This is a genomic window from Bradyrhizobium sp. HKCCYLS2038 (assembly GCF_051167655.1).
Classification (GTDB): domain Bacteria; phylum Pseudomonadota; class Alphaproteobacteria; order Rhizobiales; family Xanthobacteraceae; genus Bradyrhizobium.
The window spans coordinates 116761-137505 of sequence record NZ_JBNPTM010000013.1 but is presented as its reverse complement, the minus strand read 5'-3'; the positions used below and the strand labels follow the sequence as shown (position 1 = coordinate 137505).

19 protein-coding genes and 1 pseudogene are annotated in these 20745 nt (G+C 63.1%); 8 read left to right on the top strand and 12 right to left on the bottom strand.

Translation table 11 applies throughout. The features are described 5' to 3' along the window. Positions 1-71: 71 nt before the first annotated feature. A complete protein-coding gene (locus ACQR1I_RS34150) occupies positions 72-992 on the top strand; it encodes a glycoside hydrolase family 26 protein (protein WP_434869880.1) in 921 nt (306 codons plus the stop codon). A 14-nt stretch (positions 993-1006) separates the two neighbouring features. On the opposite strand, the gene ACQR1I_RS34145 is transcribed toward ACQR1I_RS34150, so the two are convergent. Next, the gene (locus ACQR1I_RS34145) at positions 1007-2026 is read right to left on the bottom strand and encodes a glycosyltransferase family 2 protein (RefSeq protein ID WP_434869879.1); all 1020 of its coding nucleotides are present in this window, start codon (positions 2024-2026) and stop codon (positions 1007-1009) included. Positions 2027-2142: 116 nt separating this feature from the next. On the opposite strand from ACQR1I_RS34145, the gene ACQR1I_RS34140 reads away from it, so the two are divergent. The 5 genes from ACQR1I_RS34140 to ACQR1I_RS34120 all read left to right on the top strand — a co-directional run bounded on the left by ACQR1I_RS34140 (position 2143) and on the right by ACQR1I_RS34120 (position 7507). Further along, a complete protein-coding gene (locus tag ACQR1I_RS34140) occupies positions 2143-2988 on the top strand; it encodes an aldo/keto reductase (protein WP_434869878.1) in 846 nt (281 codons plus the stop codon). After that, positions 2979-4652 (top strand): GMC oxidoreductase, encoded by a 1674-nt coding sequence (locus ACQR1I_RS34135; RefSeq protein WP_434869877.1) that lies wholly within the window; start codon positions 2979-2981, stop codon positions 4650-4652. The genes ACQR1I_RS34140 and ACQR1I_RS34135 overlap by 10 nt, the downstream gene beginning before the upstream one ends. Further along, on the top strand, positions 4649-5908 hold the full coding sequence (locus ACQR1I_RS34130) for a glycosyltransferase family 4 protein (protein WP_434869876.1): 1260 nt from the start codon (positions 4649-4651) through the stop codon (positions 5906-5908). Before ACQR1I_RS34135 ends, ACQR1I_RS34130 begins: the two co-directional genes overlap by 4 nt. Before the next feature lie 257 nt (positions 5909-6165). Then, positions 6166-6840 carry a sugar transferase gene (locus ACQR1I_RS34125; protein ID WP_434869958.1) on the top strand — a complete coding sequence of 225 codons (675 nt, stop codon included), beginning with the start codon at positions 6166-6168 and terminating at the stop codon, positions 6838-6840. Positions 6841-7183: 343 nt separating this feature from the next. Then, positions 7184-7507, top strand: coding sequence for a hypothetical protein (locus ACQR1I_RS34120; RefSeq protein WP_434869875.1), 324 nt, complete (start codon positions 7184-7186; stop codon positions 7505-7507). 41 nt (positions 7508-7548) lie between these two features. Here ACQR1I_RS34120 and ACQR1I_RS34115 read toward each other — a convergent pair whose 3' ends face one another. Continuing rightward, a complete protein-coding gene (locus ACQR1I_RS34115; RefSeq protein ID WP_434869874.1) occupies positions 7549-8574 on the bottom strand; it encodes a class I SAM-dependent methyltransferase in 1026 nt (341 codons plus the stop codon). A 199-nt stretch (positions 8575-8773) separates the two neighbouring features. Next, a pseudogene (locus tag ACQR1I_RS34110) lies at positions 8774-8898 on the bottom strand (cytochrome P450); the annotation flags it as partial. 258 nt (positions 8899-9156) lie between these two features. Between ACQR1I_RS34110 and ACQR1I_RS34105 the strand changes: the two are divergent. Next, complete coding sequence (locus tag ACQR1I_RS34105; protein WP_434869873.1) at positions 9157-10008, top strand: dienelactone hydrolase family protein; 852 nt, start codon at positions 9157-9159, stop codon at positions 10006-10008. 198 nt (positions 10009-10206) lie between these two features. Here ACQR1I_RS34105 and ACQR1I_RS34100 read toward each other — a convergent pair whose 3' ends face one another. The 3 genes from ACQR1I_RS34100 to rnz form a co-directional block, all read right to left on the bottom strand. After that, complete coding sequence (locus tag ACQR1I_RS34100) at positions 10207-10641, bottom strand: bleomycin resistance protein (RefSeq protein WP_434869872.1); 435 nt, start codon at positions 10639-10641, stop codon at positions 10207-10209. Between the two features lie 907 nt (positions 10642-11548). Next, complete coding sequence (locus ACQR1I_RS34095; RefSeq protein ID WP_434869871.1) at positions 11549-12322, bottom strand: SDR family NAD(P)-dependent oxidoreductase; 774 nt, start codon at positions 12320-12322, stop codon at positions 11549-11551. Between the two features lie 131 nt (positions 12323-12453). Further along, positions 12454-13359 carry a ribonuclease Z gene (gene rnz / locus ACQR1I_RS34090; protein ID WP_434869870.1) on the bottom strand — a complete coding sequence of 302 codons (906 nt, stop codon included), beginning with the start codon at positions 13357-13359 and terminating at the stop codon, positions 12454-12456. A 246-nt stretch (positions 13360-13605) separates the two neighbouring features. On the opposite strand from rnz, the gene dinB reads away from it, so the two are divergent. After that, complete coding sequence (dinB, locus tag ACQR1I_RS34085; protein ID WP_434869869.1) at positions 13606-14712, top strand: DNA polymerase IV; 1107 nt, start codon at positions 13606-13608, stop codon at positions 14710-14712. Positions 14713-14751: 39 nt separating this feature from the next. Here the strand turns inward: dinB and ACQR1I_RS34080 are convergent, their stop codons facing one another. The 6 genes from ACQR1I_RS34080 to ACQR1I_RS34055 are packed head-to-tail and all read right to left on the bottom strand — an operon-like array spanning position 14752 to position 20740. Beyond that, positions 14752-15378: an FMN-dependent NADH-azoreductase gene (locus ACQR1I_RS34080; RefSeq protein WP_434869868.1), complete on the bottom strand. Its 627-nt coding sequence runs from the start codon at positions 15376-15378 to the stop codon at positions 14752-14754. Positions 15379-15381: 3 nt separating this feature from the next. Continuing rightward, complete coding sequence (locus tag ACQR1I_RS34075; protein ID WP_434869867.1) at positions 15382-16953, bottom strand: isochorismatase family protein; 1572 nt, start codon at positions 16951-16953, stop codon at positions 15382-15384. Positions 16954-16971: 18 nt separating this feature from the next. Continuing rightward, entirely contained in the window at positions 16972-17820 is an 849-nt protein-coding gene (locus tag ACQR1I_RS34070) for an MBL fold metallo-hydrolase (protein ID WP_015666028.1), read from the bottom strand. Positions 17821-17859: 39 nt separating this feature from the next. Beyond that, the gene (locus ACQR1I_RS34065; protein WP_434869866.1) at positions 17860-18747 is read right to left on the bottom strand and encodes an amidohydrolase family protein; all 888 of its coding nucleotides are present in this window, start codon (positions 18745-18747) and stop codon (positions 17860-17862) included. Beyond that, positions 18744-19862, bottom strand: coding sequence for a VWA domain-containing protein (locus tag ACQR1I_RS34060; protein WP_434869865.1), 1119 nt, complete (start codon positions 19860-19862; stop codon positions 18744-18746). Before ACQR1I_RS34060 ends, ACQR1I_RS34065 begins: the two co-directional genes overlap by 4 nt. After that, positions 19859-20740, bottom strand: a complete 882-nt coding sequence (locus ACQR1I_RS34055; RefSeq protein ID WP_434869864.1) for an AAA family ATPase — start codon at positions 20738-20740, stop codon at positions 19859-19861. The genes ACQR1I_RS34060 and ACQR1I_RS34055 overlap by 4 nt, the downstream gene beginning before the upstream one ends. Positions 20741-20745: the final 5 nt, after the last annotated feature.

Sequence of the window (20745 nt, the reverse complement as noted above, 5' to 3'; positions counted from 1 at the left end):
CGCACGCCTGATTGAAGCAGTCCGCTCGACCCGCTTCGCCCTATGCCGCAGACAACGAATAGGACGTTTTGATGTCGCCACGCGCCATACTTTGCATCCTGCTGCTGCTCTGCTCAAACAATGCCTGTTTCGCGGGCAATCCCGCATTGGGCGCCTATGTTGGAAATAGTCCCTCCGAGGTGACCGTTTTCGAACGGTGGCTTGGCCGACCGATCGATCAGATCGTTGCTCACACCGGCCGGGCCAACTGGAAGGACTGGGTCGACAGCTTGAGATGGTCCATGGGCCTTTGGTCGCCGCTCCACAAGCCGATCTGCTGGACCATTCCGTTGTTTGCCGACGGTGGATCGTTGTCGGACGCCGCGGCCGGAACCTATCGAGCCTATTACGAACAGGCAGCCCAGATGCTGTCCCAAACCCGCCCCGGAGACGGCGTCATCTACGTGCGAACAGGCGAAGAGTTCAACGGCGATTGGATGCCATGGGCCGCCGCGGGACGAGAGCAGGAGTTCATCCGAGCTTATCGCAACTTCGTGACAGCATTCCGGTCGGTGTCGAACCGCTTCCGCTTCGAGTGGAACGTGAACGTTCGCGAAACCCGCATGAATGCCGCCGACGCCTATCCGGGAGACGATTACGTCGACGTGATCGGAATGGACTTCTATTATAACACCCAGTGGAATCCGACCAACCCAGACAAGGCCTGGACGGAGATGGTGGAGAGCCCCTTCGGGCTGAGATGGCTGGAAGACTTCGCCAAGGCGCACGGCAAGCCAACGGCCTATCCCGAATGGGGCATCAACTCGGATACGGCGGGACCGTTCATCGCGAAGGCGGCGCAATGGTTCGCGGATCATGATGTGCTGTATCAGAGCGTCTGGAACTCCAATGATGCCTTTCCCGGCAAGCTGAGCGATGGTCAATATCCCGCGGCTGCGGCGGCCTATATCAAGGCGTTTGGAGCCATGGTCTCTCCACAGCACTTCCCTTGAGGCTGCGCTGCCGCCTAAGGGACGGCTTGGCCGGACACGGGAACGGGCGCCGCTTTCGAGATCAACGAGCGCAGGATGCGAGCGCTGAAGCCGACCGCCCAGCCGTGATGCATGACCATCGCGGCAGCGCCGGCGGCGCAGCCCGCGATATCGCGGTTGATGACAACGAAATAGCCACCTGCTGCGAGACAGGCGCCCGCGTACAACATCGTCGGCACGACAAAGAGCCAGCTGTAGCCGATCCACAGAACAGGTCCGACGACGTTCATTCCGAGCACGCCCAAGGGGAGCATCTGCCTGAGCCTGGGCGGCTGGCGATGCTTGAGCATGGTCCGCGCGCGTCCGGAGCCGTGGTTGAAATATTGCCGCGCGAGCGCACCGAAGGAACTGCGCGGAAAATAGGTGACCGCCAGTTCCGCACAAAGCCAGATCTTGGCGCCCGCCCGTCGGAGTCTGGTGTCGAGTTCTGCATCCTCGTTGTGCGTGAAGCTCTCGTCATAGCCGCCAATCTCCAGGAACGTCTTGCGCAGGAACGCAGCATGGTGGCCGTGCTCGACGTAGCGTGACGACGTCCCCACCCGGTGCAGCGCGCCGCCGTTACCCAACCGGCTATTCTGCGCGGCCGCGATGCCGCGTTGGATCATTCCCTTGCCGCGCGTACGCATCGGAACGACCACCGATGCAGCGTCACGCTCGCGTAGTTCCCGGATCAGGCCGGCAACGAAGCCGGTGGGATATTCGGCGTGTGAATCCGCGCGGATGATGATGTCGGAAGCGGAGCGCGCAATCATGGCGCCGCGATTGACCGCGGCAGACTGATAGCGCAGCGGATTGGGTTCCAGGCGAATCCTCGGGTCGCGCGAGGCCAACTGCGTCACGATGAGCGGGGTACGATCGGTGCTGCCGCCGTCAAGTACGATTAGCTCGTAGTCGACGTGTTCGAGGCCTGACACCAACGAACTCAGAGCCCCCTCGATGTAATTCTCTTCGTTTAAGGTTGGAACGATGATCGTGACAGAGGGTTCAGCTGGCATGGAACGATCCCGAAACGGAACTCAGTTCGACACAGACGCAGTGCGCATCGATGCGCCGCGCCGGCGCGGCACGATGGCAATGGCCCAATGCTGAGCCGCAGAACCGGTTCCTATGCATGAACAATCTTGATGTGATCGGCACACGGCTTGGGCTGGGCTGCGCACGACTGGGCTCGGTTCTCGGCCGTGATCGCGCCGATGCGATTAGGCTGGTGCAGACTGCGTTCGATCGAGGCGTCCGCTTCTTCGACACCGCCGACATCTATGGCCAAGGCGAGAGCGAGCGGCTGCTCGGCGCAGCACTCGGCGGTAAGCGCCAGCAGACCACGATCGTCACCAAGGCAGGACAATATTTTCCCGCATGGATGCGCGCAGCGCAGCCGTTCAAGGGCATGATGGCGCCCCTGATCCGTCGGAGTGGCGGCGGACGTCGGTTGGTCGCGAAGATGCGCGACGCACCGCTGCCGCAGGATTTCAGCAGCCGCTATCTGCGGGCTCGGATCGAGGCGAGCCTGCGGCGCCTCAAGACGGATCATGTTGATCTGATGCTGCTGCACAGCCCCCCTGCTCATGTCATTGTTGATGGTGAGGCGGTCGGTCATCTCGATGCGATCAAGACTGCCGGAAAGGCCGTCGCGATCGGCGTCTCCTGCGAAGATGTCGATACAGCCACGGCTGCGCTGGACGACCTGCGCATCGAAGCCATCGAGCTGCCGCTTTGGCCGATGACGGCTCACACCGATATCTTTCTCGACCGGGCGCACCGGCGCGGCATCCTTGTAATCGGCCGCGGACTCATGCGCGCGGCCGGATCGGCCTCGGATGGCGAGCAATGGCGCGGGGCGCTCGCAGCGGCGCTGACCCGCGGCGATATCGGTCGGCTGCTGATCGGCACAACGCGCGTGGCGCATCTGGCGCAGGTGCTCGAGGCCATTCAGAAACAAGGTGAACCGTGTTCATAGACGGACGGCGTATCGCTGCAGGAACCACGCTCGACGCTGAGATCTGCATCATCGGCGGCGGTCCAGCGGGCATCGTGATCGCACGCGAGCTGCTGGCAACATCGCGCTCGGTCATTCTGGTGGAGAGCGGCGCGTGCCGGCCCGACAAGCTCATCCAGGGCCTCAATGCTGCGGAGCTCGCCGCCGGCACGCGCCATCCGCCGCCCGAGATGTATCGCGAAAGACGCTTCGGAGGCTCATCGACGATCTGGGGAGGCCGCTGCGTCCCGCTGTCGCCAAGCGACTTCGAACGTCGATCCCATGTCGCCAACAGCGGATGGCCGATCTCCTACGACCAGCTCGTGCCTTATTATGTGAGAGGCCTGACCTATTGCGAAGCCGGCGCGTTCGACTTCGACCCGAGTTGCCTCAATGGCTCGGCTGACGTTGTCGAGGGATTGACGGATAAGGACATTTCGGTGGGGCTAGAGCGCTTCAGCCCGCCCACCAATTTCGGCCGCCGCTTCAAGGCCGATCTCGTTCGCTCGTCGCTGCACCGGATCCTCACCCAGACCACGGTGACGCACCTGCAGACCAACGGCTCCGGTCGGCGGGTCGATCTGTTGGAATGCGCCACCGTCTCCGGCAACGTGTTCCGTATTCATGCGAAGTACATCGTCCTGGCAGCCGGCGGGCTCGAGTCGGTGCGCCTGCTCGCGGCCTCCAACCAGGCGACCCCTGCCGGGCTCGCCAATTCGAGCGGCGCGCTGGGCCGCTACTACATGTCGCATCTGGAAGGCACGCTCGGTTGTCTTCAGGTTGCGAGTGGCCGGAAGGTCGCATGGAACTTCGCCAGAACCTCGGACGGCATCTATGCAAAGCATCATCTGCGGCTATCGGAAACGATGCAAAAGCGCCATGCGCTGCGCAACATGATCTTCCGCCTGCATCACGCCAATCCAATGAATCCCGACCACCGCGACCCGGTGCTGTCGCTGATGTATATCGCGAAACGCTTCGTGCTTCCCGAGTATAGGCGAAAGATCACCACCGTGGAGCTGGAGTCGCTGGGTCGCTTGCCTGTCGGCGGCGCCCTCTCCGCGCGCCATATCACCAACATCGTCAGCAATCCATGGCCATTGGCCAAGTTCCTCGGCTCGTGGGTTTACAGGCGCCACGCGCGCTACCGGCGGATTCCTTATGTGGCGCTTCACTCCAAGACCGGCTGTTATCCGCTCGACTACAATGCCGAGCAGACGCCGCTCTACGAGAGCAGGCTGTCGCTGACGCGCGACAAAGATCGCTTCGGCATGCCCAAGCTGCACATCGATTGGCGGGTCTGTGCCGAGGACAAGGCGTCGATCGCGGCGAGCTACCGCGAGCTGCAACGCGTCATGGACCGGAGCGGCGTTGCCAAGGTGCTGTTCGACGACGACACCCTCGAGGAGAGCGTCAGCCAGCCGATTGCGGTGGGCGGCCATCATATCGGCACCGCACGCATGAGCGATGATCCGAAGCAGGGCATCGTGAATTCGGAGTGCCGCACCCATGATCTCGACAATCTCTACATTGCCGGCAGCGCAGTGTTCCCGACCGGCGGATCGGCCAATCCCACACTGACCATCGTCGCGCTCGCCATTCGACTGGCCGAGCACCTTGCGGCGGAGCTGCGGAGTTCCAGATGACCCCCTCGATCCTCTGGCTGGCACGGACGCTGCCGCTGCCGCTGAACGCAGGTGACCGGATCTACTCAGCGCATCTCGCAGGCGCGGTCGCCCGGCAGGGCGCGCATGTCGTGTTCCTCGGCCTTCAGAACCCGGATGATACGGCAGGCAGCATTGCCGATCTCGAGCCCCGGGTGCGCTGGACGTTCGTTCCCGGCGCGCCCAATCCGCCGCTGATTAGTCTGGCCAGCCGACTGCCAATGGTCGGCGCTCGGTTTTCCACCAGGGCCTACCGCGATGCGATTGCGCGCGAGCTCCGCCAGACTGACTTTGAAGCCGTGGTGCTCGATCAGTATGGAATGAGCTGGGCAATCAGTCATATCAGGAAAGTTGCGCGGCGGCCTCCTATATTGATTCACGTGTCGCATGATTTCGAGACGCGCGTCACGGATCAGATCGCCCGCAACTTCGCCGGCGACCCTATTCGACAGTTTCTGCTCAAGCGGAATGCAGGCAAGACCGCCGTTGCCGAGACGGATCTTGCCCGTTCCAGCCGGCTCGTGGTGACTTTAACCGAGGAGGACCGCAACTCGTTCGCCGAAATCAATCCCTCGCTCAGGTGCGTCGTCCTACCACCTGGTCATGCGGGCCGGCGCGCGCCGCCGCGCGTCATCGGCGACACGGTTCCAAGGCGCGCCGTCATCGTTGGGTCGTTCAGCTGGATCGCCAAGCAGATCAATCTCGAACGGATGCTGCAAGCGGCCCAGGACATCTTCCCGCCGACGTCGATAGAACTGCACGTCGTCGGAGTGATCCCGGAACCGCTGCTGTCGCGGCTGAGAGAGCGTTTTCCCTGGGTGGAGTTCAGAGGCTTCGTCGACGACCTCGGCGAGGAGCTGCGCCATGCGCGGGTCGCGCTGGTTCCTGAAGAGATCGGCGGCGGCTTCAAGCTCAAGATCCTCGACTACATCTTCGCGCGCGTGCCCGTCGCTGCCGTCGCGCCCGCGCTCGGCGGCATTCCGGTACGTCTGAAAGATCTTTTTCTGATCGAAGATGATGTGGCTGCACTGCTTCAGACGGTTGCTGAGACGATTGACGACGTCGACTGCCTCAATCGCATGCAGACTGCCGCGTTCGATATCGCCGATGGATTGTTCGACTGGGATATCAATGGGCAACGTCTGCTCGAGGGCCTCCGGCAAATTACGCGGGAGATTTCGCCCACAGAGCCAAACAATGTGCAAACCGCGCGCACGGTCCCGGCGCAGTCCGTGTAGATGGCTTTGTTGGTGAGGTGCCGCTTCCGCCTGCATTGCAGTCATCTGACGCTCACAACGATTACAAAGTCGGCCCTGCGGGTGTGCTCCCCGTCGCCGCCAGCAATGAGGCGGGAGCGCGGCGGATGCGTGGCGACGCGAAGTTCACAGGAACATTCCATAAAAACTTCGAAAAATTGGAACGATACCAATCAGAGGACTTTTGTTCGCGTTGCAGCAACAAGCGGCCGTGCGTTGGAGTCTCTGACATGGACGGAATGACCAAGGCGACTGGTGTAAATGAACAACCACTCTATATATTCGCAACAACCGACCATCCGATTGGACTCACATCGAAGCGCGCGACAGATATCGCCCTCGCCCTCTGGGGCATCGTCCTGCTCGCGCCTCTTCTCATCTTCTGTTGTCTCGCGACCGCCTGCTTGTCTCCCGGCCCGGTCCTATTTCGTCACCGCAGGGTTGGCTTCAACGGCAAGCCATTCTATTGCTTGAAATTTCGCACGATGGCGACCGATGCGGCTGAACGATTACGCCGACATCTCGATTCCGATCCGATCGCCGCAGCCGAATGGTACGCAACGCGCAAATTGCGCAGAGATCCGCGAGTCACCGCAATCGGTGCTCTGCTCAGGAAATCCAGCCTGGACGAGTTGCCGCAGCTCTTCAATGTGCTGAAAGGCGACATGAGCATCGTGGGACCGCGCCCTATCACCGAAGAGGAACTGGAGCGCTATTCCGACGCGGTTCATGCCTATTTCTCTTGCCGTCCCGGGATCACCGGCCTATGGCAGGTCAGCGGCCGCAGCACCACGACGTTTCAACGGCGCGTCGTCCTCGACAGCTACTATGCGCATAACTGGTCGATGATCCTCGACGTGAAGATCATCATGGCAACGGTTCCAGCCGTCTGCTTCTCCAATACTGCCTACTAGGTCGCTTACTCGTTCGGCAAATGCTCGGAAGCGCACCTGATCAGGTAGCGCGAATCGCGCGGTATTATGCTAAATGTGGCGCCACCGTGATGACACGAGGGGCATTCTGCTACTCGTGATGGGGTGCCGCGCCGCCATGCCGCGTAAATGCTCTCCGCTCAAAGTCCCGTCGAGGTTGATTTCGCCTCCAGGCGTGACCTTTTGATGCGACAGCTCATACGACATGTCGGTAGTATCGTCGCCTCACCTGCGCCTGGAGCAGTTCCGCCTTGAGCACCGACATCATTTCGACAGCGAGCGACCTTCGCAGCGCGCCCCCTATCCGCCCAGCCGAGTCATCGAGATGACCTATCTGGCGGCCGGGTTCGCCTTGTCAGGAGCCGCGATCGGATTTGCGTTTCGCTGGCAAGCTCTCCTGCCCATCGTCCTCGTCGCGCCCTTTATCGTCATCATCTTTTCGGTGTCGCGCGGCGCCGGGGTCGAGACGACTGCACTCGGCATCCTCGTCGCCGAAGCCGTACTCCAGGGCGGCTATGTCGTCGGGCTGGTGTTGCGTATGCTGGCGCCTTCAGCCAAGGCCGGCTCGGTCGCCGGGGCGCAAAAAGACAGCCGGGTCACGGGAAAGGACGACCGGCGTCATCCGGCACCGCCTCCCAGCGGAGCCTGAACGCACGCGCCCAGGTCACCGTGGCGTCATACAGGCAGTCATTATTTCCAGGCATAGAGCTTGAACTCCGGCAAGTCTGTGCCGCCGGGCTTTCGAAGAACCCAGAGATTGTAGGCCGCTAGATCCCTCAAACCAACAGTATGCAGCACGCTGTCGTAAAAATAGGAGACCAAGTAGAACGGCAGGAAGAATTCCAGGTAAGAACTGCTGTTGTACCCGGGCAGATGGTAGACGACCCGAAAGCCCGACTGCTGCACCAGGCGACGGAACGCCGAGTAGTTGGTCCGGTCGTAATGCGCCGTGAAGCCGAGATGCTCGGCGGTTTCTCCCATCGATGTCGCCAGCAGCCTCTTTGAGGTTTTCTTCGGCAATAACCGGTTGGCGACAGCGAAAGGCGCATAGCGGCCGGGGAACTGCGCGATGAAATAGCCGCCGGGCCGCAGCGCCTCGAAGGCATTGGCGAGGAATCGCTGATTGTCACTAAAATGCTCGATGCCTGAGCTGATCATCACGAGATCTATCGAGCCGCCAGGAACCGGAATTCCCTCCACGGCATCGCACTCGATCCTCTCGTCGAGTAGCAGATTGTCCGCCATCTCGGCGCCATCGATGTCCACGCCGATTAGCCTGATATCGTACCAGTTCTTGTAGTGCATGGGAAAGTGCCAATGTTTTCCCGCGCCGACATCGAGTACCGTCCTCGTCCCCGGATGAGACAGCAGGATGGCGCCGATCTTGTGGTACGCGGCGAACACGTTCGCCTCGTGATAATGGTCGGGCGTGATCGCGCGCGAAACTCGCCGGTTCAGCGCGAAGAACGAGCCAGAATGTCCCACGTGAAACTCCGTGATTGTTGGTGCGGAACAATCAACGTTCAACGAGCCCGGATGCTCCGAACGGAATGTCACTCGCCATGGGACGTAGCAGGCGCGTATTTGGTTCCACGATATCTTAACTTTCGTCGCCGGCGGTGCAGCGGCGGACGATCCCGGGCCCGTCTCCCCGCCGGCGCCCGCGCAGCATTCAGGATGGCCTTTCTGCGCGCCGAGAAGAGCGGTCTCGATCACGCCGGGAAGAGATCAGCGATCTGGCAGGGACAGAACTCGATTGCACGGCTGCGTCATCTGCCTGGACTTGTTTTCTGCCTTTGACGAGCCCGGTGTCCTGTCTCGGTTCAGGCAACCGCGCTCACCTGCATCACCAACGAGATGGTCGCCGGGACACAGCAGGTCGACCGGGATGTAGTCTTAGCGTTCGTTTGGTGGCGAACCGGTCCTCGTCGCGGTTGGCGGAGGCATAGATGGTCATCACGGTGTCGTCCTCGGGATCAGGAAGCCGCGGATCTCGGTCTCCTCCATCACGAGGCGTGAGCTCGCCTGGATCGGCGCCACAGCGATCCTAGCTGGTCAGAGGCGACGCGATCGGCCGATCTCGGAGCTTCTGGCCGGCGCTTGCGACGTCTGCTATCGGGTGCAACCGGGCGCCGGCGACCTCCGAAGGACAGAGCCGCTTTTGACCCATATTGGAAGTCCCGGCCTACTGAGCAAAGTTGCTCGGGTCCATGTTCCAACCGAACCTCAACAATCGCCCAGCAACTGTGATAGGGTATCATTGTGGTTGGCATTGGCGACCCATCGGGAGAACGAAAAGTGCGCGGCCAAATTATCAAATGTTTCATCCTGACATTTCTTACGGCAGCGAATATTTCAACGACCGTTTCAGCGGAGGAACTGGTCAAGTTCGATAGTGCGCCTTACATCGTGGGGCAAATCCAGCAGCGTCAGGCCGTTGAGCGTGGCGAAACGTTGCCAAAATTCACGGCGACCATTGAAGGGTACTTGTCGAAACCTGACGGAGTTGGTCCTTTTCCTGCGATAGTCTATCTGCATGGATGCAATGGGCTGTCGCAGAGCACGCGCGCTCGCATAGCGGACCTAATGACAGGCTGGGGGTATGTCTCGCTGGCCGTTGATAGCTTTACGAGCCGCGGCATCAAGGAAGCTTGTGCTGGAGGGGCGCCCACGCGGCAGGCCGATGCATTGGGAGCGCTGCTCTATCTTTCCAGTCTTACCTTTGTGGATCCAAATCGGATAGCCGTTGTAGGGTCCTCGCAGGGTGGCATCGTTGCGCTGCGATTAGCTTCTACAGAGACCGTGAGACTTTTTGCGATCCCGGACGATCCGAAGTTCAAGGCCGTAGTGGCGTATTACCCGTCGTGCGGCGTTGCCAGCCAACAGTTGGTTATTCCCACCATCATCCTGATCGGCGAACTCGACGATTGGACACCAGCCAAGGATTGCGAACTCTGGATGCAATGGCGCGCAGGCATGGGGGCCCCTGTCAAGCTAGTCGTCTACCCCGGGGCGCATCATGCATTTGACGTTCCGACGCAGCGCGATGGACGACAATTTTTTGGCCATTGGCTCAAGTACGATCCGGATGCCGCCACACGCTCAATTTCGGAAATGCATGATTTTTTGGCAGCCGAGTTGGCCAAATAGATACCGGTTGCCTTGTGCACAAACCGCCGCTGCAAAAATAGATCCCATGTCTCCTGTTGGCCCATCCCGGACCCTACAGCCGGCACCGGGAATGTCGGCTTTCAGGGTTCAACTGGAAGTGAGTCGTCGGACCGTCGGAAGGCTGCTTTTGACCCATTGCGGACGGGGTGACTAAGTGGGCCTACAAACTCGGAACAGCTATCTACCTCCTAAATCTTGTGCAAACCTCAGCAGATAGCCATCCGGGTCTTGAACTAGAAATTGTCTGCTACCGCGCTCTGTACCTGCGACCCGATACCAAGCGTCATGGCAATCTCTGAAAAGCGGCCAAGCTGCGTGTCGGAGTGCATCAAGCAAGAGCGCAACCGAAGGCACGAAGATCTGAAAATTGATCCCGCGTCCGAGCGGTCGCTCTAGTGCACCCGTCTCCCATCGACCGTTCTGCTGTTTCACCATAACTTGCGCGCCCTCCCGCTCAAGAAACATGAACCGGTTCTCAGGCCGCTCGTACACGATATTGAAACCAAGTATATCGCACCAAAAGGCTCTACTGTTGTCCAAGTCTAGGACTTCCAGTTCGGGGACGAGGCGAGCGAAACCACCCAATGGTACTCGATCTTGCGATGTTCCCATGTTAGCCGCCTCCCGTCGGTGACGGTGCAATACCACTATCGGTCCGATTGAGGAACATCCCTGTTGTTTTCCGGTTCTGGCCCAAGGCCGACGATGTCACTCGTCGAACGAGATGTCGTTTCTTGAGGACATCGCTACGCACGGATGACTTGGACGATAGGCCTTTGCGCCGCCGTTCGCTTTCTCTTTCACTATCTGCGATACGTCGGGTTTCCGAGAGCGATCAGGACCGTAAATTATTTTTCAATTAGATAGCTAGAGCGCTGCGCTCATGCACAACAACCCCTCCGGCGACCCTCGCCGTCGCAAACGGATGTGCAGACGAACAAGGCGTTCGTCCACATCGCCAGCCACTCGGCATTTCCGTGACACCATGACGGCCAAGAGCAGCATCCCGACAAAGCTTCAATGCAGGACCGACAGTTGGCGGCGAGCGCCGGCGGCAAGTTCGTGAGAACGAAAGCGAAAGAATAGTAGAATATGCGTGCACAGGATTTACACACGCCCTTCACCTAACTATTTGATTTCAAAAAGCTCTCTGTCCAATCCATCATCGGCGCCACGGAGAAGCGCCCAACTCCGGGGAGGCCATATTTCACAGTTGTTTCAGACACTTCGACAAACCATTGAGAGCACTTCATGCAGCGAGGGGCGACGTTCACGCCGCCCTGTCAGGCCGCCGAGACAGCTCATCCACACCACGACCACGTGGCTTCAGTCGGCTTTTACCCGCACTTGGGGCTCAGGAAAAGCCGAGGTGAAGGCCGGGCCCCGGCGACTGCCGGGGCGCCCGGCTTCGACAGATGATCGCAGGCGGAAGACTCGCGCCTACTCATCAAAAGATCATCCAGGCTTGAGAAGAGCTCAGGACAGGGTCGGGTCGCCAGCCATTGGAAACGTCGGTGCGTCACTCATCGGCAAGGCTCACGCCGGTGAGCTCAGCCAGCTTCGCAATGAGCTGATCCTGGAAGGCTGGATCTAACGCCTGTCCGGCCGGCGCTTCCCGCCGCAGATGGTGCCAATACTGGCCGCTGACCAGCGCAGCGGGATCCTTGCTCACCGCCAGCCATGACTGCGTTCGTTGGCCGGTCTCGAGATCGACAGGCGCACCGGCGCCGCCCATGCGCGTGCGAACCCATCCTGGATCGACCGCGTTGCTCAGAACCTTCGGCCAGCGGCGCGCGAGCGCCAGGGTCAGCGCGACGACATGCAGCTTGCTCTCCGCGTAGGCGCGGGCCGGATCCCACGGCCGGCGCGTCCAGTCGAGATCGTCCAGCGGCCCCTCTCCTCCGCGATGCAGCCCGCTGCTGATGAAGACCAGCCGATCCGGCCGGTGCAGGCGCGCCGTCAGCAGATAGGGCGCAAGCGTATTGATGGCCACGGTGCGGGCGCGCCCCTCGGGGGTGGAGCCGCGACTTGGCTCGGAGTAAACGCCGGCATTGTGGATGATCGCATCCATCCGTCCGACGGCATTGACCTGATTGGCGATCGCATCGATGTCGGCGGTGACGCTGAGATCACCGATCGCGACAGCAGCCGCGCGTGAGCGGAGATCGCCGATAGCCTCGGCACGCTGCATCGACCGGGCGTGCAGCACCACCTGGTGGCCGGCATCGAGAAGCGACACGGCGGCTGCCCGGCCAAGCCCGTCGGTGCTGCCGGTGATGAATACGAGGGCCATACGAACTCCTTTGCGGGCCAAGGCGACAGCACGGGTCCATAGTTGCAGCATGGCTTGGTCTTTGACAGTCAAGACGATGGGCGGTGCCCTGGTTCCCTGACCTACGCAACTCGTCAGCAGGCGTCGAGCAGCTACACGGTCAGCCGATCGAAATCCGAGGCGATACGGCTGGCCGGAAAAACCGCCCGCGCCTCGGCCAGGATCTCCTCGTCGGAATAGCGGCCTGAAATATGGTTCAGCACGAGCCGGCCGACATTGCTGGATGCCGCAAGCGCGGCGGCCTCGGCGGCAGTAAGATGGCCATAGTCGCGCGCGGTGTCGGAATCGCGCTGCAGAAAGGTCGCTTCGATCACGAGCACATCCGCATCGCGAACGTGGTCCTGCAGGCCGTCGGTGGTTTCCGTGTCGCCGATGATCACGAGCTTCCTCCCACCGCTCGCGCGCCCGAGCACATCCTCGGGATCGATGGTGCGCCCATCATCGAGCGTGACCGGCTGTCCTTCCGCCAATGTCTTTCGGATCGGACCGTCGGGCACGCCGAGAGCTGCGAGGCGGTTTGGCAGCAGGCGGCGGCGCGATGGGCTCGTGAATGCGAAGCCGACACTGTCGGTGTCGCGATGCCGGACCGGGAAACAGGTGATGGTGAAGGCGCCGGCGTCAAGGACCTGGCCAGGCGTGAGCGGGACGAGCTGAAGCGGGATGGGCGCGCGACCCTCGCCCCACAATCCTGCGAGCATGGGGATGACGACGTCGAGCGTGCCCAGGCTGCCATGAACACTCATGACCTCGGAGCTGCTGCGCAGCCGCAGGGTGGAAAACAGTCCGGGAATGCCGAGGATGTGATCGAGATGGCCGTGGGTGAGCAGGATACGGTGGAGCCTGCGAAAGCCCGCTCCGCTGCGCAAGAGCTGGCGCTGGATTCCCTCGCCGCAATCGATCAGGATTCGCTGGCCATCTGCCTGCACCAGAAGGCCAGGATGATTGCGGTCCTCCGATGGCACGCTCGCCGAAGTTCCCAAGAACGTGAGCTCGAACATTGGTGTCAGATCCGTCCGGATCCGGTCGCCGTACCGTCAGCGGCACCCTCCACTACGCCTGGATTTCGCTTCTCAATCACGTCGGGCACTCCTGATCTGCTGGCAGTCTCTCACGGCCTGTAACGTCGCGAGAGCAACGACCAATGCCTGATTCCACCGGACGTTCTTCGCAGTCGAGTTCGTCCAAGAACTGCCGACCTGCCCGCACGGAGAGACATCGGTGCCGCGCTTTGGTAAACCCTGATCATGCCAAGCTCCGGTCCAGACCCGGATGCCGCGCCGCCGGCGATCCGCAAGATCATCCATATCGATATGGATGCATTCTACGCGTCGGTCGAGCAGCGCGACAATCCCGAGCTGCGCGGCCGGCCGGTGGCGGTCGGCGGCTCGCGCGAACGCGGCGTGGTGGCGGCCGCCAGCTATGAGGCACGCAAGTTTGGCGTGCGCTCGGCGATGCCGTCGGTGACGGCCAAGCGGCTGTGCCCTGACCTCCTCTTCGTGAAGCCTCGCTTCGACGTCTACAAGGCGATCAGCCAGCAGATCCGCGCGATCTTCGCCGAGCATACTGACATCATCGAGCCGCTGTCGCTCGACGAGGCCTATCTCGACGTCACCGACAATCTGCAGGGCATTCCGCTGGCGCGCGACATCGCGCTGCAGATCCGGGCCAGGATCAAGGCGGAGACCGAGCTCAATGCCTCCGCTGGCATTTCCTACAACAAGTTTCTGGCGAAGCTCGCCTCCGATCATCGCAAGCCCAATGGCCAGTATGTGATCTCGCCGGAGATGGGAGCGGCCTTCGTGGAGGGGCTGCCGGTCGGCAAATTTCACGGCATCGGCCCGGCCACGGCCGCCAAGTTCAACGCGCTCGGCATTCACACCGGCCTCGACATCCGCAATCAGACCCTGCCGTTCCTGCAGCAGCATTTCGGCAAGGCCGGCAGCTATTACTATTGGATCTCGCGCGGCATCGATCATCGCCCCGTTCGGGCCAACCGCATCCGGAAATCCGTCGGCGCCGAAAACACCTTCGCGACCGACCTGACGGAGTTCGCACCGCTGGCGGCCGAGCTGCAGCCGTTGATCGACAAGGTCTGGCGGCACTGCGAAGCGACCGGCACCAAGGGCCGGACGGTGACGCTGAAGGTGAAGTTCGCCGATTTCGACATCATCACCCGCAGCCGGTCGGTTGCGACGGCGGTCGCAAGCCGGGACGATCTGGAGCGCCTTTCCCTCGCCGTGCTTCAGGCCGAGATGCCGCTGCCCAAGCCGGTGCGGCTCCTCGGCGTGTCCCTGTCATCCCTGCAGGAGACCGACGCAGGAGTCGAAGCGCAGCTGGCGATGCCGATCTGAGACGCCTTCCGATCGGCACCGCGACTTTTCGGACGCATCTCAGAACCGCTCAGCCATTTCGGCGAGTCGCCGATGCGCGCGATCACGAGCCGTGGCGGTGTGCTCGCTCGGCCCGCTGGTCGGCCCGATCGCGACGAAGCGCACGTCCTGGAGGCCCATGAAGCGCAACGTCTCGCGCAGATAGGGCGTCGCCAGATCGGTGCGGCCGCGGCTCATGCCGGTCGTGAAGTCGCCGCCGCTCGCCAGGATCACCAGCGTCGGGCGGTCCTTCAGCAGCGGCAGGTAGCCGCTGTTCGGATCGAACCGGAAGGTGAGGCCGGGCTGGTTGATGATGTCGAGCCAGTGCTTGAGCTTGTAGGGGATGCCGAAATTCCACATCGGCGTCGAGATCACGACGCGCTCGGCGAGATCGAGCCGCACCGCCATGCGCTCGGCGACCGCGAAGGCGGCGCGCTGGCCGTCGGTGAAGGCGCGGCCGCCCATGCGGGCATATTTGGCCTGGAGGATCTCGCCGTCGAACTCCGGCAGGCTCTCGCGCCACAGTCTCATCTCGTCGACGTCCCAGCCCGGCCGCGCCTGCCTGAAGCGGTCGAGGAAGACGCGCGCCCCGGCGGCGGACTCGGAGTCTGCGCGGGGCGAGACGGCAAGATGAAACAGTTTTGGCATCCCCTACCCCAACGCCTTGATGACCGCGTCGGCGTTGGTCACGACGGACACGTTCTGCAGGGCGAAGTTGATCGCCGCGTTGTGCCAATCGGCGTTCATGGTCGAGCAGCAATCCTCCGGCACCACCATGAAGTAGCCCTTGTCGGCCCCGGTCCGCGCGGTGTGCTCCACCGACATGTTGGTCCAGGCGCCGGTGTTGATGATGACATCGCGGCCGGTCGCCTTGAGAATGGTCTCCAGCCGTGTCCCCTCCCAGGCGCTCATGCGCATCTTCTCGACGACGAAGTCGCCGCTCTGCGGCTCAAGGCCCGCCACCGGCGCCGCGCCCCAACTGCCGCGCACCATCGCCTTGCTATCGACCAGCCCCTCGAACAGCGGCGCATTCAGGGTGACGCCGGGCGCGCCCGGCTCGACCACGAACCAGACATGAATGATGACGACGCCACGCGCGCGTGCCGCTTCCGCCACCCGCCGCACGTTGTCGACGACGCGCTGCTGCTTGGCATGCCCGGGCGCACCGGACTCGGCGAAGGCGCCGCCGTCCATGATGACGTCGTTCTGCAGGTCCTGAATGATCATGGCGCAGCGACGCGAATCGAGCTGCATGTCGCCCGACGCGAGTTGCGGTGCCTGCGGCGAGGATGATGCAGCCGTACCCGCCGGCCGCGCCCGCATATAGGGCTCATGTCGCGGACCGACCTTGGTGGTCACCGCATAGACCGAATGCGTCGCGGTCAGATACAGCGTGCGGAAATCAGCGCCGCCCCAGGCCAGATTGGCGACCAGCTCCGGCACCCGCACCTTGCCGAGCAGTTCGCCTGTCGGCGCGTAGACCCAGACGCCGCCCGGCGCGGTGACCCAGACATTGCCGCGCTGATCGCATTTCATGCCGTCGGGCACGCCCGGCTCGAGCTCGGAGCGGATGCCGCTGGCGAAGACGCGGCCGTTCGAGAGCCCACCGTCGCTGCCGACGTCGAACACGCGGATCAGCGCCTGCACGGTGTCATTGACGTAGAGCAGCTTCTCGTCCGGCGAGAAGCACAGCCCGTTCGGCTGATCGAACAGATAGCGGTCGACCAGCAGCCGCGGCGCGCCGCCCCCCGGCGGCACGCGGTAGACACCCTGGAAACCGAGCTGGCGCGGCCGCTCCACGCCATAGACCGGCATGCGGCCATACCAGGGATCGGAGAAATAGATCGCGCCGCTGGAGTGGACGCAGACATCGTTCGGGCTGTTGAGCTCCTGGGTCTCAAAATGCGAGGCCAGGGTCTCGCGCCGTCCGTCAGGCCGCTCACGCACCAGCGACGAGGTCGCATGCTCGCAGACGATCAGATTCAGCTCGGCATCATAGGTCATGCCGTTGCACTTGTTCGAGGGCCGCCGCATCTCGACCACGCCGCGCTTCGCATCCCAGCGGCGGCGGATGTCGGCCGGCATGTCGGAGAACAGCAGGAACTGCTCGACCGGGTGCCAGATCGGCCCCTCCGTGAACTCGAAGCCGGTCGCGACCTGTCCCACCGGCGCGTACGGGTCGATCAGGCTCTCGAACTCACTGCGCAAGGTCACATGGGTCATTGTCGCGCTCCGTGCTGATCACGCTGGAAACCAGTGCCGCTGCGGCAGCGACTGCACCACCGGGCCCGGCACCTGGTCGTGCAGCCGCCCCGTCACTACCCCGCCCTCGATCTTGGCTGGCCGATCATGCACCGGCAGCAGATAGCGCGAGCTCGACAGCAGCTTTTTGATGGCAGCCTTCTCGGCGCGCTTGCTGGTGCCGTGATTGCCGGTGGTGCGCGGCTCGGCGTCCTGGATTTCGTTGAACGGCGTCACGATCTGATCGTTGAAGTCGTAGATCACGTCGCCGCAGATGGTGGCGATGCCGTCGGCCGTATGGACATGGATGTTCATCGAGCCCTCGGTGTGGGCGTTGGCAGCGTCGCAGTAGACACCCGGCATCAGCTCGACCGGCCCGGTCAGCTCAAGGTCGAGAAAGCGCAACGCGCTCTTGGTGTGCAGCCGGTCGATCAGGTGCTTGATGTCGGGCGCCGGATATTGCGGATGCATCAGGCCCGAAACGGAATACTCCAGCTCGCGCCGGTTCAGCACGACCGTCGTGTTCATCGGGAACAGATCGTCCTTGCCAGCGTGATCGATGTGTAGATGGGTGTGGCAGACGTAGCGGACATCGCCCATCCGGACGCCGTGCCGCGCCAGCTGATTCTCGATCATGTTCTCATGGTACTGCAGGCCGCGCATGCCCAGCGTCTCCATGATCTGGTTGGAGCGGTAGCCGGTATCGACGACAACCGGATACGGCCCGCCCAGGATCAGGAACCCGAGCGTGAGAACACGGCGCGTGCGGCCGCAGTCGCGGCCGAGCACGAGGAAGCTCGATTCCAGTTCGATGTCACCATAGTCGAGGATCTTGATTTCCAGCGCCATGAGCGTTCCCTGTTGCTTTTGTTGTCGTTGCGCGCAGCGTCATGCAAGCCGATACACCCGCCGCGCGGTCTCTCCCATCACCTGCGCACGTGCTGACACGTCGAGGTCGCGAATGGCAGCCTCGTAGCCGGCGACGAGCGTGCGGTAGTCAGTCCAGAGTTTCTCGATCGGAAAGTTCGATCCAAACAGGCAGCGTTCGGCGCCGAACAGACCGATCGTCTCGCATACGATGCCGGCGACATGCGCCGGGTCGTTGCGGCGGATGAAGGTGCCGAGCCCTGAGAGTTTGCTGACGACGTTGCGGCAGGCGGCGAGCCGCTCCATGCCCGCGCGCCATTCCTCGCGACCGGCGAGCGAAAAATCCTCCAGCATGCCCGCGTGCTGCAGGATGAAGGTCACGGACGGGCAGCTTTCGGCCATATCAGCGGCGCCGGCCATTTGGCCCGCGAATACCTGCAGGTCGAACGACCAGCCGTAATCCGCGAGCCGGGCGATGTTGGCGCGGATCCTGGGATCGCTGCAGAGATCTGGCGAAGCGGCGAAGCGATACAGCGGGTTCTCGTGCCAGTGCAGCTGCATCCGGACGCCGCGCAGCAGCGGATAGCGCGCAAGCCGGTCGAATTGCGGCCGTGCATCATCGACCGCGAGATCAGCGTAGGCCACGATCGCGTGCGGAAAGCCGTGCTGCTCGGACGTTTGCTGCACCCATGCGGCCTCGTCCTCGAAGCCGTCCTTGGCCCAGTTGGTCTGAACGTAGACCGACTGCGTCACGCCGCTGCCGGCGATATCGGCGAGATACTCCTCGATCGGATAGTCGCGCCGGATCGACTCGTACGGACCGAAGATCCGCGGCTGCATCGGTCCGACCAGCCAGGGCAGATCGGCCTGGCGCCAGATGTGATGATGCGCATCGACATGGCCAGTCATGCCGCCCTCCTCTGCGCCAGCGACAGAAGGTGGCTGACGATGGCGTCGTCGGAGCCGCCAGCCACGATGTCGTCGACGAAAGGTTCGATCGCCTGCAAGGCCTCGGTCTGCGGCTTGAAGCCAGGTCCTGTCGCCAACGGCGTCAGCCAGCTCAGGCGCCAGGCGCGCAGCGACAGCTTCCACACGGCCTCACGGAGCGTCTGGTGATCGCCGCGCTCCAGCCCGTCCGAAATGATCAGCACCGCCGCGCCGCGCGCATAGGTCGAGAAGCGCGGCACGGCGAGAAACGCCTGCAGCGCCTCGCCGATGCGCGTGCCGCCGTCCCAGTCGCTGACGAGATGCGAGGCCGCGAGCAGCGCCTGCTCGCGCCGCTTCAGCCGCAGCGGACGTGTCACGCGCGTCAGGCGCGTCCCCAGGGTGAAGACCTCAGCTTGCGGCACGGCCTGCATCAGCACATGCGCCAGCCGCATGTTGTCCTCGGTGCGCGCCTTCATCGAGCCGGAGACATCGATCAGCAATAGCAGACGACGCAGCCGTGGCCGCCGCTTCAGGCGACGCAGCGACAGTACCTCGCCGTCGCGCCGCACGCTCTCGCGCAACGTCCGTCGCAGGTCGACGAAGCTGCCGCGACGCGCGCGCATGCGTCGGTGACCGCGCCGCTTCGGCAGCCTGGCTCGGGCCTGACGTGCAAGACGGAGCAGCGCGTTGCCCCCGCTCGTTGCCGCGAGGCGGCGCGCGACCAGCGCCTCGGCCCGCGTGGCCGCAAGTCCGGACTCGTTCTGCTCCTGGGCGAGGTCCGGATCGACAGCGCCATCGCCCTCCTCCTGCAGCCGCACGACATCGTCCTGCTCGTCGGTCTCGCCGAGAGCGGAGGCCTCGGAGAGGCCGAAATGGATGTCGAACAGCAGATTGTAGGTTGCGAGGCGCTCGGGCGGCGGCGCCAGGGTCGCCGCCCCGGCGCGGCGGATGTCATCGAGACTCGTCGGCCCCAACAGTTCGATCGCGGCCAGGAATGCGGTGGTCTGCTCCGGCGCAATCGCAAACTCGTTCCGCCGCAGCAGGGCGGCGAAGGTGAGGAAGATCTCGGTCGCACGTGGCAGACGCGGCTCGGTCATGTCATCGCCTCCGCCAGCAGCGCGTCGAGCCGTGGCGCGACGAAGGACAGGTCCTCCTCGTCCTTGAGCGCCACGCCGATCGAGCGCTTGAAGGCATCAGGCCAGCGCGCGCCGGTCTGGTTCAGCAAGGTCGCAGCCTCGGCCCAGTCCACGGCCTCGGCAATTCCGGGCGCCTTGCTGAGCGGCTCGCGCCTCAGCTTCGCCACCGCCGTCACGACGGCGCGCGCCGTGGCTTCGGCCACGCTGGAAGCACGCATCATCACGATCCGCGCCTCGCGCTCCGCGTCGGGATAGTCGATCCAGTGATACACACAGCGCCGCCGCAGCGCTTCGTGCAGGTCGCGCGTCCGATTGGAGGTCAGCACCACGATCGGCCGCTCGGCGGCGCGGACCGTGCCGCGCTCGGGAATCGAGATCTGGAAGTCGGACAGGAATTCGAGCAGGAACGCCTCGAATTCCTGGTCGGCGCGATCGATTTCGTCGATGAGCAGCACGGTCGCATCGGGTGCGCGCAGGCAGGCGAGCATGGGACGCTCGATCAGGAAACTCTCGCCATAGATGTCGATGCTTTCTTCGCCGGCCTGGCGGATGGCGAGCATCTGGCGCGGATAGTTCCACTCGTAGAGCGCGGCGGCAGCATCGATGCCCTCGTAGCATTGCAGCCGGATCAGCTTGCGGCCGAGCACCGCCGCGATCGCCTTCGCCGCCTCCGTCTTGCCGACACCCGGTGCCCCTTCCAGCAGCAGCGGCTTGCCGAGCGCGAGGGCGAGATAGGCCGCGGTCGAGAGCCCGTCATCGGCGAGATAATAGGCCGCGCGCAGCGCCTTTTCCAGCGCCTGCGGCGAGTCGATGCCGACGATGTTGCTGCGGACCACCATGCGTC